Origin of the sequence: Limimaricola pyoseonensis (assembly GCF_900102015.1) — a bacterium.
In the GTDB taxonomy this organism is placed as follows: Bacteria; Pseudomonadota; Alphaproteobacteria; order Rhodobacterales; family Rhodobacteraceae; genus Limimaricola; species Limimaricola pyoseonensis.
In genome coordinates, this window is sequence record NZ_FNAT01000003.1 from 374326 (window position 1) to 386683 (window position 12358).

Genomic DNA, 12358 nt, shown 5'->3' on the forward strand with positions numbered 1-12358 from the left:
GTCCGCCCCTTTTCTTTTGCGCCGTGACGGGCGCGGGCCGGCCCCGCCTTCAGCGCCGCGCCATCATCGCCAGCCGGATCAGCGCCCGCTCGACCAGCGCCTGCGCCGGGGCCCGGCTGGCGGAGCGCAGCTGCAGGTCGGTCTCGATCAGCAGCATCACCGCCTTCTCCAGACGGTCGCGGCCCCAGTTGCCGGCCTGCCGCGTCATCGCGTCCCGGCGCGGGCCCCAGACCGGCGGCCGCAGCTTGGCGATGCCCGAGCCCGGCCCGCCCGGATCGCTGGCGACGACGTGCAGCTGCCGGAAATGCCGCAGCGCGGCGATGCACAGCCCCACCGGCGCCGTGCCCTGCGCGTAGAGCCGGCGCAGCAGCGCCGCGATCTTCTGCGCCTGCCCCTCGGCCACCACGGCAAGCAGCGCGTCGAGCTCGGCCTCGGTCGAGCGCGGCGCCACGGCGGCGATGTCGGCGGCGGTGGTGGGGGAGGCGTCGCCATGCTTGTAGAGGCCGAGCTTCTCCACCGTCTGCCGGAAGGCGCCCGGATCGAGCGCGCGCGACAGCTCCTGCAGCAGCGCGCGGCCGTCATGGTCGGGTTCGGGCAGCTTCGCCGCGCGCAGCATGTCGGCGATCTCCTCCGGCCCCGGCGGGTCGTCGTAGATGCCGATCGAGACCGCCTTGGGGCTCGCCTCGAACAGCTTGCGCAGCGCCGACTTGGCGTTGAGCTGCGCCGCGGTGGCGACGATCTGCGCGTCGCCCGCCTGCCAGTCCTTCAGCGCGGCGTCGAACAGCGGCGCGAGCCCGTCGGTCGCGCCCTCGACGAAGACCGCGCGCGGGCCGGGAAAGAAGCCCTGCGCCTTGACCGCGTCGATCAGGAGTGCCGCCTCCTTGCGCAGCTCGGCGGCGGCGAGGCGGGTCAGCCGCATCTCGGCCTCGGCCTGCGGGCCGGTCAGGGCGGCGATCACCTCCTGCCGGCGCTGCGCCACGCGCATCGCGTCGTCGCCCCAGATCAGGATCCCGGCCGCCTTGGGGTCGGGCTTGCGGAAGAAGGCGGCGGCGTCGCGGGCGTTGAGCTTCATCGCGCCGGCGCGGCCGCGATCAGCCGCGTCACGATCCGGTCGGCCAGGAGCACCGCGAGCCGGTCGCGCGCGTCCTGCTCGGCCGCCTCGGAGGCCACGGTGCCGAGCGTGGCCGAGTAGCCGGTGAAGCCCTCGGCCACGCCGGAGGCGATCTCGGCGCCGCTGGCGGCGTCCTCGAGCCGCCACGGGGCGCGGCCCAGCAGGCGGTAGCGCGTCACCGCGCCGTCGGCGCTGATCGCCGCCTGTTCGACCGTCTCGGTCGGATCGACCGCCAGCAGGTAGCGCGCCGTGCCGGGCGCACCGAGCCGGTCGAGCAGCCGCTCGCGCAGCGCGTAGCCGGGGAAGGTGGCAGGCGCCTCGACCGTGACCGCGCCGCGCAGCTCCCCGGCCGCGCCGCCCGGCCCGTAGGCCGGGGCGAAGCCGCAGGCGCCGAGCGCCAGCGCGCCGAGCAGGACCGCCCGGCGCGGGGCCTCAGACCACCACATTGACGATCCGGCCCGGCACCACGATCAGCTTCTTCGGGCTGCCGCCGTCGAGCGCCTTCACCACCGCCGCGTCCTCGAGCACCAGCGCCTCGATCTCGGATTTCGGCATTTCCTTGGGCACCGAGATCTCCGAGCGGCGCTTGCCGTTGATCTGGATCGGCAGGGTGACGCTGTCCTCGACGAGGAAGCGCTCCTCGGTCACCGGCCAGGGGGTGGAGGCGACGAAGCCCTCGCCGCCGAGCATCGCCCAGATCTCTTCCGACAAATGCGGCGTCATCGGCGCCATCAGCTGCGCCAGCACGCGCGCGGCCGCGCGCCGCGTCTCGAGGCTGGCCTTCGACTTCGCCAGCACCGAGGTGAAGGCGTAGAGCTTGGCGATCGCGGCGTTGAAGCCGAAGCTCTCCACGCCCAGCGTCACGTCGCGGATGGTGCGGTGCAGCTGGCGCAGCAGGTCCTCGTCCTGAGCCGCGTCGCCCTCCGTCGCCTGCGCGATCTCGTCGGCGATGCGCCAGACGCGGGCGAGGTGCTTGTGCGCGGCCTCGGCGCCGGCGGCGGTCCACTCGACGTCGCGCTCGGGCGGGCTGTCGGAGAGCACGAACCAGCGCGCGGTGTCGGCGCCGTACTGGGCGAGGATGGCGTCGGGATCGACCACGTTCTTCTTCGACTTCGACATCTTGGCCGAGGGCACGATCTCGACCGGCTCGCCGGTGGCCTTGAGCTTGCCGTCCTCCACGTCCTGCGGGAAGTGGTAGACCGGCCGGCCGGCCGCGTCGCGGGTCATGTAGATCTCGTGCGTGACCATGCCTTGCGTGAAGAGCGCGTTGAACGGCTCGATCGCGGCCTCGGGCAGGTGGCCCGTGACCTGCATCGCCCGCGCGAAGAAGCGCGAGTAGAGCAGGTGCAGGATCGCGTGCTCGATGCCGCCGATATACTGGTCGACGTTCATCCAGTACTCGGCCTCGGCCATGTCGGTCGGCGTCTCGGCACGCGGGCTGGTGAAGCGCGCGAAGTACCACGAGCTGTCCACGAAGGTGTCCATCGTGTCGGTCTCGCGGCGCGCCGGCTTGCCGCAGCGCGGGCAGGGGGCGTCGCGCCACGTCGCGTGCCGGTCGAGCGGGTTGCCGGGCACGTCGAAGCTGACGTCGTCGGGCAGGCTGACCGGCAGGTTCTCCTTCTTCTCGGGCACCGCACCGCAGCTCTCGCAATGCACGATCGGGATCGGGCAGCCCCAGTAGCGCTGCCGCGACAGGCCCCAGTCGCGCAGGCGGAAGCGGGTCACGCCGCGCCCGACGCCGTTGGCCTCGCAGAAGTCGATGGCGGCGTCGATCGCGGCCTCGCCGGTCTGCTCGGTCTCGCCGGCGAAGCCCTTGATGTAGATCACGGGCTCGGTCTTCGGCGGCACGAAGGCCGGGCCGCCATCCTCGGCCAGCGGCTGTCCGTCATCCTTGGCCGGCGCGAAGGTGGAAATGACCGGCAGGCCGTATTTGCGCGCGAAGTCGAGGTCGCGCGCGTCATGCGCCGGGCAGCCGAAGATGGCGCCGGTGCCGTAATCCATCAGCACGAAGTTGGCGATCCAGACCGGCAGGTCGCGGCCCTGGTCGAAGGGGTGGCGCACGGTGAGGCCGGTGTCGAAGCCGAGCTTCTCGCCGGTCTCCAGCGCCTCCTCGGTGGTCCCACCCCTGCGCGCCTCGGCGCAGAACTCGGCCACCTCCGCGCGCTCCTTTTCGAGCGCGCGGGCCAGCGGGTGGTCGGGCGAGATGCCGATGAAGCTCGCGCCTAGGAGCGTGTCGGGGCGGGTGGTGTAGACCTCGATCCGGTCATGGCCATGCACCGGCTCGGTCAGGCCGAAGGCCATCTCGAGCCCGCGCGAGCGGCCGATCCAGTTGGCCTGCATCAGCTTGACCTTGGCGGGCCAGTCGTCGAGCCCGTCCAGCGCCGAGAGCAGCTCGTCGCTGTATTCGGAGATCTTGAAGAACCACTGCGTCAGCTCGCGCCGCTCGACCTCGGCGCCCGAGCGCCAGCCCTTGCCGTCGATCACCTGCTCGTTGGCGAGCACGGTCATGTCGACGGGGTCCCAGTTCACCACCGCGTTCTTGCGGTAAACGAGGCCCTTTTCGAGCATGTCGATGAACAGCGCCTGCTGCTGGCCGTAATATTCCGGGTCGCAGGTGGCGAATTCGCGGCTCCAGTCGATCGACAGGCCCAGCGGCTTCATCTGCGCGCGCATGTCGGCGATGTTGCTGTAGGTCCATTCCTTCGGGTGGCCGCCCGACGCCATCGCGGCGTTCTCGGCCGGCATGCCGAAGGCGTCCCAGCCCATCGGGTGCAGCACGTTGTGGCCGGTGGCGATGCGGTGCCGCGCGATGACGTCGCCCATCGTGTAGTTGCGCACGTGGCCCATGTGGATGCGGCCCGAGGGGTAGGGGAACATCTCGAGCACGTAGTATTTCGGGCGGCTCTCGTCGCGCCGCGCGGTGAAGAGGCCGGCCTCGTCCCAGGCGGCCTGCCATTTGGCTTCGATCTCGGCGGCGGTGTAGCGCGACATGTTCGGTCCTCGGATGGTCGTTTCGCGGCCCCGCACGGGCCCGCCGGCGGTGATACTGCACATCGGCGCGACGCGCCACACCCGGGCGGGGGGCGGGGGGCGCAAAAGCGAAGGGCGGCCCCGTGAGGGACCGCCCTTGCCTGAGTGGATGATCCGGGAAGGATCAGAACTCGAAGGAGACCTCGATGGTCGCGCCGTCCTGGTACTCCGGATCGCCGATCTCGTCCTCGGAGTCGTCGTCGTCGTCCTCGGCGAAGGAGGCCAGCAGCTGCGCGCCGCCACCCAGCTCGTAGGTCGAGGCGACGTAGTAGTCGTCACCCGCGTCCGACACGCCGGCCAGAACGATCAGGCCGTTGTTGAGGTCGTAGGAGCCCTCGATGGCCCAGTCCTCGGAGCCGTCCTGCTCGTGCTCGTAGAAGGTCGCGACGGTGATCGGGCCCGAGGTGTAGTCGGCCGAGACGCCCCAGGTGTCGTCGTCGCCGTCAGCCGACTCGATGACGTAGTAGCCGCCGACGGTCACGGGGCCGACGGGGTAGGCCACTTCGATGCCGGTCGAGTCGTCTTCGTTGGTCATGTCGCGGGCATAGGCCAGGCGGACATCGGCGCCGGCGAAGGCGGTGCTGACCGAGACGCCGAGCAGCTCTTCGGGGTTGAAGTCGCCGCTGGCGCCTTCCAGGTCGTCTTCCTCGGACTGGTAGGCCACGACGAAGCCGAACTGGCCGAAGTTGCCGTCCATGCCGATCGAGTACTGGTCGAGCACGTCGTCCGAGGCACCGTCGTCATCTTCTTCGGTGGTGTTGTCGACGATGGCCGAGACCGAGGTGTCGATGCCGTAGACCGCGAAGTCGCCGCGGATCACGTCTTCGCCGTCGGTCTCCGAGAAGCCGTCCTGCGCCATGTCGCCGGCGCTGACCCACTTGCTGTCGGCAGCCTGGGCGGTGTCGCCGAAGTACAGGCCGGCCACGTCCGAGGTCAGCGACAGGACGAAGCTGTCGGCTTCGAGGTCGACGCCGAGGTCGTTGTCGACCACGTCGAATTCGAAGGTGGCGGCGGCGGTGATGCCGTTGTCCAGCTCCTGGGTCAGCGTGGTGCCGACTTCCAGATCCCAGTAGAAGCCGAGATCGTCGTCGGCGTCCGAAGCGGTGTCGGTGTCGTTGTAGCCCAGGGTGGCTTCACCACCGAAGGTCACTTCGGCGGCGGCGGCGCCGGCGAAGGCCACGATCGAGGCCGAGGCGAGCAGGATGCGTTTCATGGATATCCCTCGTGTTTGCATTCCCGAGAATGCCAGACAGACCAGCATTGGCAGTTTCATTGCTCAGGCGACGCTTCACACACAAGGAATTTGGCCCCTTTGCGGGGCCCCCGTGCAAAAATTGATGCAACGGTGTCACACAGATGGCAGGGAGGGGAAAAGCCAAGCCCGGAGGACAGATGTCGCTCGACGCGATCACCGCCCGCATTGCCCAGGCCGCCCGCGAGGCGGGCCGCGCGCCCGAGGAGATCACGCTGATCGCGGTCTCCAAGAAACAGCCCGAGGAGCGGGTGCTGCCGGTGCTCGAGGCCGGCCAGCGCGTCTTCGGCGAGAACCGGGTGCAGGAGGCGCAGTCGCGCTGGGGCGCGCTCGCCCCGCGCTTCGCCGGCACCGAGATCCACATCATCGGCCCCCTGCAGACCAACAAGGCGCGCGCGGCGATGGAGATGGCACATGCGATCCATTCGCTCGACCGCATGAAGCTCGCCACCACGCTGGCGCGGCTGGCGCAGGAGACGGGGCGCTGCCCCGAGCTCTTCGTGCAGGTCAACACCGGCGCTGAGCCGCAGAAGGCCGGCGTGCTGCCCGACGAGGCCGACGGCTTCGTCGCCGAGTGCCGCCGTCTCGACCTGCCGGTGGTGGGGCTGATGTGCATCCCGCCCGCCGAGGAAGACCCGGCGCCGCATTTCGACCTGCTGCGCGAGATCGCCGCGCGCAATGATCTGAAGGGGTTGTCGATGGGGATGAGCGGCGATTTCGAGACGGCGATCGCGCGCGGCGCGACGCATGTGCGCGTGGGCTCCGCGATCTTCGGCGCGCGGGCTTCCTAGGCGGCCGCGGCGATCGGCGTGCGCCGCTCGCGGATCGGCAGGTGCACGACAGCCGAGAGCGCGCCGACCCCGACGCCGACCCACCAGACCGCCTCGTAGCTGCCGTAGATGTCGTACATCCGGCCGCCGAGCCAGACGCCCATGAAGCTGCCGAGCTGGTGGGAGAAGAACACGATGCCGTAGAGCGTGCCCATGTAGCGCAGCCCGTAGAGATGCGCGACGAGGCCGGAGGTCAGCGGCACGGTGGCCAGCCACAGGCTGCCCATCACCACCGAGAAGACGATCACCGTGGCGGGCGTCATCGGCGTCAGGATGAACCACGCCGCCGCCAGCGTCCGCCCGGCATAGATCCCGGCCAGCAGGTACTTGCGGCTGAACCGCTTGCCGGCCCAGCCCGCCGCGATGGTGCCGGCGATGTTGGCGAGCCCGATCAGCGAGATCGCCACCGCGCCCAGCGCCGAGGTGGTCGAGACGCCCATCGAGGCCAGCACGCCGCCGCCGAGGATCGGCGCGCACATCTCGGTCACGAAGGCCGGGAAATGCGCGGTGATGAAGGCCAGCTGGTAGCCGCAGGAGAAGAAACCGATGAAGATCAGCGCGTAGGACGGGTCGCGCGCCGCGCGGCCGAGGATCTGCGCCATGCTCTCCTGCAGCTCCTCGGTCGAGGCCGGGGCGGGCGAGCGCATCATCGGCAGCGTCATCAGCGTCGCGAGGATCAGCGCGGCGAAGACCAGGAAGACCGACTGCCAGCTCATCACCGCCAGCAGCGCCTCGGCGAGCGGCGCGCCGAAGACCTGCCCCGCCGAGCCGGCGGCGGTCGCCACGGCCAGCGCCATCGAGCGGTTGTCGTCCGAGGCCGCGCGGCCGACCACCGCGAGGATCACCCCGAAGCCGGTGCCGGCGATGCCGAAGCCCACCAGCACCTCGAGCATCTGGTGCGCGAGCGGCGTGGTCGCCCCGGCCGAGAGCACCAGCCCCAGCGCGTAGGCCACGGCGCCTGCGACGATCGCCTTCCGGTCGCCGATCTTCTCGGCCATCGCCGCGAAGATCGGCTGGCCGAAGCCCCAGGCGAGGTTCTGGATCGCGATGGCGAGCGAGAACTCGGCCCGCGGCCAGCCGAACTCCTCGGCCACCGGGATCTGGAACACCCCGAAGGAGGCGCGGATCGCGAAACCGGTCATCACGATGATGCATCCGGCGATCAGGACGGGGCTGAAGAGCGGCTGGCGGGTCATGCGCGATCTAGGCGCTGCCGCGGCGGCAGTGTCAATCTCCGGCCGCGAAGGCGGAGAGGGCAGCTCTTGCGTCTTTGAAGGGAAAAGCGACGCCGGTCAGGGGGCCGGTGCCGCGTCCCACAGGTAGAGCAGATCCGTGATCTCCGCGTCTCCGATCCGCTCCGGGCGGCGTTCGGCCAGCCGCGCGCCTGTGGTCTCGTAGAATCGGCAGGCGCGGTCGTTCCCGTCCAGCACCATCGCCGAGAGCCGACCTGGCGCCGGGCCGAGCGCCGCGGCGAAGAGCGCGCGGCCGAGGCCCCGGCCCTGGGCTGCGCGGGTGAGGTAGAGCGCGTAGAGCTCCGCCACGTATCCGCGCGCGGCCAAGGCCGTCTCGCGCTGCGGGCCGACCTGCGCGAAGCCGGCGCCGGGCGCGATCATTATGCGGCTCGTGCCCTTCGCGATCTGTTGCTCCCATTGGCGCAGCCGGAATGTGCGATCGTAGCGCGCGATCTCCTCAGCAGGCACGAGGCCGGGATAGGTCTCGGCCCAGCAGGCCACGTGCAGCTCTGCCAGGGCGGTGGCGTCGCCGGGGCGGGCGGTGCGGATCTCCATGGTGCGACCCTGACCGGGGCGGGCCGGCTTTGCAACGCGCGGCGCCCCGGCTATGTCGCTGGGCCATGAGCATCGAGCAAGCCTACCGCGCGCGCATCGAGACCGGCGCGCTGAAACCCGACCCGGCGCAGGAGGCGGTGCTGCCCGCGCTCGCCCGCGTCGCCCGCGACCTCGCCCGCCAGCCCGAGCCGCAGCGCGGCGGCTGGTTCCGCAAACCCAAGCCGCCCGAGCCGGTGAAGGGGCTCTACCTCTGGGGCGGGGTCGGGCGCGGCAAGTCGATGCTGATGGACCTGCTCTTTGACGAGATCGACCTGCCGAAGGCGCGCTGGCACTTCCACGCCTTCATGCAGCGGGTGCATGCCGACATGAAGACGGCCCGCGCCCGCGGCGTCGACGACGCCATCGCGCCGGTGGCCGAGGGGCTGGCGGGCGAGCTGCGCTTTCTCGCCTTCGACGAGATGCAGGTCACCGACATCACCGACGCGATGATCGTCGGGCGGCTGTTCGAGAAGCTCTTCGCGCAGGGCGTCACTGTGGTGACAACCTCGAACCGGGTGCCCGACGACCTCTACAAGGACGGGCTGAACCGGCAGCTCTTCGTGCCCTTCATCGAGCAGCTGAAGGCCCGCATGGAGGTGGTCGAGCTCGCGAGCGCCACCGATCACCGGCAGGGCCGGCTCCGGGGCGGCGAGAGCTGGATCATGCCCAATGATTCGGGCGCGCGGGCCAAGCTCGACGCGATCTGGAAGGAGCTGACCGGCGCCGAGGGCGGCGAGCCGCTGACGCTGCAGGTCTCGGGCCGCGAGGTGGTGCTGCCGGAGTATCGCAACGGCGTGGCGCGCAGCGGCTTCCACGATCTCTGCGGCCGCCCGCTGGGCGCGGCGGACTACCTCGCGCTGGCCGACCGGGTGCAGGTGCTGATGATCGACGGCATCCCGCGGCTGTCGCGGTCGAACTTCAACGAGGCGAAGCGATTCGTGACGCTGGTCGATGCGCTCTACGAGGCGAAGGTGCGGCTCGTGGCCTCGGCCGCCGCCGAGCCGGCCTATCTCTACCTCGAGGGCGAGGGCAGCTTCGAGTTCGAGCGGACCGCGAGCCGGCTGGAGGAGATGCAGGCCGATGGCTGGGGCGCGGATGCAGCCTGAGGTTGTAATTCCTCGAGAAATGCAATGAAGGGGGCGCGCCTCGCGACCCCCTTCGTCACTGCCCGAAAACCTGCCCCGTCCTGATCTGCGCCAGATGTCTTGGGCTGTTTCCTTGTGCCTCCAAAATCGCCAACCGCGGGCTCGCGGTCAACCGGGGCGCGTTTTTCCGTTACGTCCCATTCCCCGGTAGTGGTGCCGGGCCGAGGGCCGCGATCGGCAGAATCGTTAACGATTCAATTCCTTGCCTCGGACAGCAGCCGGGAGCCGATGCAGTCGGCCGAGACTGGCTCGGGGCCGGCGATCAGCGGGGTGTGCCAGGGAATCGTCGATTCGGTGACGAAGCGGCCGTTCACGCAGACGTCTTGACCGCCATTGCCGGCGTTGAAGCCGAAGCCCGGATCGCCGCAGTCGTCCACCGCGCCATCGGCGTTCCAGGCCTGAAAGACCCCGAAGCCCGGCATCGGAAATCGCATCTCTTGCGGGTCGAAGCTCAGCAGCCAAGAGGTCTCGGGCGTCAGATCCTTCAGCCGCCAGCGGCCCAGCGTCTCGCCGTCGCGGTAGCCGGTGATCTCGAAATGCGTGACATCGGCCTCGGTGACGAGGTCGGTCGCGAGCAGCGCGTCGGGAAAGCGCATGCTGCCGGTCATCGTGTAGCCGGCATTGCCGCGCCAGCAGAAATGCAGCTCGACGGCCTGGGCGGGCAGGGCCGGCAGGGCGGCCAGCGCCGCAAGCAGCGCCGGCCCCGCTTTCACCCGTTCTGCCGCAGCACGTGCCCGGCGAGATAGAGCGAGCCGCAGATCAGGATCCGCGCCTGCGGCGCCTGCGCCGTGATCGCGCGGATCGCCTCCTCGACGCCCGCCGCGGCGCTGGCGGCGGCGAAGCCGGCCTCGCGGGCGATTCGCGTGGTTTCGGCGGCGGGCACGGTGTTGGCTTCGCCGGGGATCGACACCGCCTGCAGGCTCTCGGCCATGCCGGAGAGCGGGCGCAGGTAGCCCGCGATGTCCTTGGTGTTGAGCATGCCGCAGACCAGATGCGTCGGGCGGCGGGGCAGGGTGGCCAGCGTCTCGGCCAGCATCGCGCCGGCCGCCGGGTTGTGGCCGCCATCGAGCCAGAGCTCGGCCTCGGGCGCGGCCTCGACCAGCGGGCCGCGCGTCAGGCGCTGCATCCGGGCCGGCCATTCGGCGCGGGTCACCGCCGCCTCGCAGGCCGCCTCGTCGCGGCCGAGCGCCCGCAGCGCCGCGATGGCGGTGCCGGCGTTGATCACTTGGTGCGGGCCCCTGAGATTGGGCATCGGCAGGTCGAGCAGGCCGCGCTCGTCCTGGTAGACCAGCCGGCCGGCCTCGGTGGTGACGTGCCAGTGCTGGCCATGCGCCAGGAGCGGCACGCCGAGCCGCGCGGCCTTGGCCTCGATCACCTCGAGCGCCGCCTCGTGCTGCGGCGCGACCACGCAAGGGGTGCCGCGCTTGAGAATGCCGGCCTTCTCGCCCGCGATCTCCTCCAGCGTCTCGCCCAGATATTGCTGGTGGTCGAGATCGACGGGGGTGATCACGGTCAGCGCCGGGCGCGCGACCACGTTGGTCGCATCCAGCCGGCCGCCGAGGCCGGTCTCCAGAAGCGTCCACTCGGCCGGGGTCTCGGCGAAGGCCAGCAGCGCCGCTGCCGTGGTGATCTCGAAATAGGTGATCGCCTCGGGGCCGTTGGCGGCATGGGTGCGGTCCAGGAGGGCCGTGAGGTCGGGCTCGGAGATCAGCTCGCCCGCCAGCCGGATGCGCTCGTGGAAGCGCGCGAGGTGCGGCGAGGTGTAGGCGTGGACGCGGTCACCCCCGGCCTCGAGCCCGGCGCGGATCATCGCCTGGGTCGAGCCCTTGCCGTTGGTGCCGGCGAGGTGGATCACCGGCGGCAGCCGTTCTTCGGGGTGGCCCAGCGCCGCGAGCAGCCGCCAGACCCTGTCGAGCGTCAGGTCGATGACCTTCGGGTGCAGCGTCATCATCCGCGCGAGGATCGCGTCGGACCCGGCGTCCGCCGCTGCCGGCGTCATTTCTTCGGCGCCTCGGGCTTGGCGGGCTTCGGCTCGGGCTTGGCGGCCGGGGTCTCGGGCGTCTCGCCCTTCGCGTCCTCGGCCTCCTTGGCGGCGGCCGGCTCGGGCGTCTCGGGGGCGGGCAGGTCGGCCATCACCGCCTCGGGCAGGCCGAGCAGCATCCGCAGCACCTTGATCAGCTCCTCGCGCATCTGGCCGCGCGGCGTCACCCGGTCGAGCATGCCGTGGTCGAGCAGGTACTCCGCGCGCTGGAAGCCCTCGGGCAGCTTCTCGCGGATGGTCTGCTCGATCACGCGCGGGCCCGCGAAGCAGATCAGCGCGTTCGGCTCGGCGATCTGCACGTCGCCCAGCATCGCGTAGGAGGCGGTGACGCCGCCGGTGGTCGGGTGCGTCAGCACCACGATGTAGGGCAGCCCGGCCTCTTTCAGCATCTCGATCGCGACGGTGCTGCGCGGCATCTGCATCAGCGACAGGATGCCTTCCTGCATCCGCGCGCCGCCGGCGGCGGAGAACAGCACCAGCGGCGCGTTCAGCTTCACCGCGCGCTCGGCCGCCGCGATGATCGCGTTGCCGACATACATGCCCATGGAGCCGGCCATGAAGGAGAAGTCCTGCCCGGCGGCGACGACCTTGGTGCGGCCGATCTCGCCCTCGGCGACCAGCATCGCCTCCTTCTCGGCGGTCTTGCGGCGCGCCTCCTTGAGGCGGTCGGTGTATTTCTTCTGGTCGCGGAAGTTCAGCGGGTCGGCGATCGGCTCGGGCACCTTCACCTCGGTGAAGGCGCCGCCGTCGAACAGCGCCTTGAAGCGGTCGCGCGGCGTGATCGCCATGTGGTGCCCGCAATTGGTGCAGACGTTGAGATTGTCCGCCAGCTCGCGGTGGAACAGCATGGTTCCGCACTCGTCGCACTTGGTCCACAGGTTCTCGGGCACCTCGCGGCGCGAGAAAATCGAGTTGATCCGCGGGCGGACGTAGTTGGAAATCCAGTTCATCTTGCTGCTCCGGGCGCGTCGGGTCGGGCCCGAGATACGCTTCGCGCGGGCGGATTGCAATTCGGGCGGTGGTCGCGCCGCGGCGCCGCGCGCCAGACGCGCGCCAGACGCGCAAACGGCACGGGATCGGCGCCGGCGGGCTTTCGCGATCTGTCGCTCGCGCGGCGCGCGGT

At 70.7% G+C, this 12358-nt stretch carries 11 protein-coding genes; 2 read left to right on the plus strand and 9 right to left on the minus strand.

The features are described from left to right. Positions 1-49: 49 nt before the first annotated feature. The 4 genes from holA to BLT43_RS09400 all read right to left on the minus strand — a co-directional run bounded on the left by holA (position 50) and on the right by BLT43_RS09400 (position 5354). Positions 50-1072 (minus strand): DNA polymerase III subunit delta, encoded by a 1023-nt coding sequence (gene holA / locus BLT43_RS09385; protein WP_090112206.1) that lies wholly within the window; start codon positions 1070-1072, stop codon positions 50-52. Further along, positions 1069-1557, minus strand: coding sequence for an LPS assembly lipoprotein LptE (gene lptE / locus BLT43_RS09390; RefSeq protein ID WP_090112208.1), 489 nt, complete (start codon positions 1555-1557; stop codon positions 1069-1071). Before lptE ends, holA begins: the two co-directional genes overlap by 4 nt. After that, the gene (gene leuS, locus BLT43_RS09395; protein ID WP_090112210.1) at positions 1544-4102 is read right to left on the minus strand and encodes a leucine--tRNA ligase; all 2559 of its coding nucleotides are present in this window, start codon (positions 4100-4102) and stop codon (positions 1544-1546) included. The genes lptE and leuS overlap by 14 nt, the downstream gene beginning before the upstream one ends. A gap of 163 nt (positions 4103-4265) precedes the next feature. Further along, on the minus strand, positions 4266-5354 hold the full coding sequence (locus BLT43_RS09400) for a porin (RefSeq protein ID WP_090112211.1): 1089 nt from the start codon (positions 5352-5354) through the stop codon (positions 4266-4268). Positions 5355-5533: 179 nt separating this feature from the next. Between BLT43_RS09400 and BLT43_RS09405 the strand changes: the two genes are divergently transcribed. Beyond that, on the plus strand, positions 5534-6184 hold the full coding sequence (locus BLT43_RS09405) for a YggS family pyridoxal phosphate-dependent enzyme (RefSeq protein WP_090112212.1): 651 nt from the start codon (positions 5534-5536) through the stop codon (positions 6182-6184). Here the strand turns inward: BLT43_RS09405 and BLT43_RS09410 are convergent. Both BLT43_RS09410 and BLT43_RS09415 read right to left on the minus strand, forming a co-directional pair. After that, positions 6181-7419 (minus strand): MFS transporter, encoded by a 1239-nt coding sequence (locus tag BLT43_RS09410; RefSeq protein ID WP_090112213.1) that lies wholly within the window; start codon positions 7417-7419, stop codon positions 6181-6183. The two genes, BLT43_RS09405 and BLT43_RS09410, sit on opposite strands and share 4 nt — an antisense overlap. Positions 7420-7515: 96 nt before the next feature. Further along, positions 7516-8010 carry a GNAT family N-acetyltransferase gene (locus BLT43_RS09415; RefSeq protein ID WP_090112214.1) on the minus strand — a complete coding sequence of 165 codons (495 nt, stop codon included), beginning with the start codon at positions 8008-8010 and terminating at the stop codon, positions 7516-7518. A 65-nt stretch (positions 8011-8075) separates the two neighbouring features. On the opposite strand from BLT43_RS09415, the gene zapE reads away from it, so the two are divergent. Continuing rightward, positions 8076-9155, plus strand: coding sequence for a cell division protein ZapE (gene zapE / locus BLT43_RS09420; RefSeq protein ID WP_090112215.1), 1080 nt, complete (start codon positions 8076-8078; stop codon positions 9153-9155). 233 nt (positions 9156-9388) lie between these two features. On the opposite strand, the gene BLT43_RS09425 is transcribed toward zapE, so the two are convergent. The 3 genes from BLT43_RS09425 to accD are packed head-to-tail and all read right to left on the minus strand — an operon-like array spanning position 9389 to position 12185. After that, a complete protein-coding gene (locus tag BLT43_RS09425) occupies positions 9389-9907 on the minus strand; it encodes a hypothetical protein (RefSeq protein ID WP_090112216.1) in 519 nt (172 codons plus the stop codon). Further along, a complete protein-coding gene (locus BLT43_RS09430; RefSeq protein ID WP_090112217.1) occupies positions 9904-11193 on the minus strand; it encodes a bifunctional folylpolyglutamate synthase/dihydrofolate synthase in 1290 nt (429 codons plus the stop codon). The genes BLT43_RS09425 and BLT43_RS09430 overlap by 4 nt, the downstream gene beginning before the upstream one ends. Then, positions 11190-12185: an acetyl-CoA carboxylase, carboxyltransferase subunit beta gene (gene accD, locus BLT43_RS09435; RefSeq protein WP_090112218.1), complete on the minus strand. Its 996-nt coding sequence runs from the start codon at positions 12183-12185 to the stop codon at positions 11190-11192. The genes BLT43_RS09430 and accD overlap by 4 nt, the downstream gene beginning before the upstream one ends. Positions 12186-12358 lie beyond the last annotated feature (173 nt).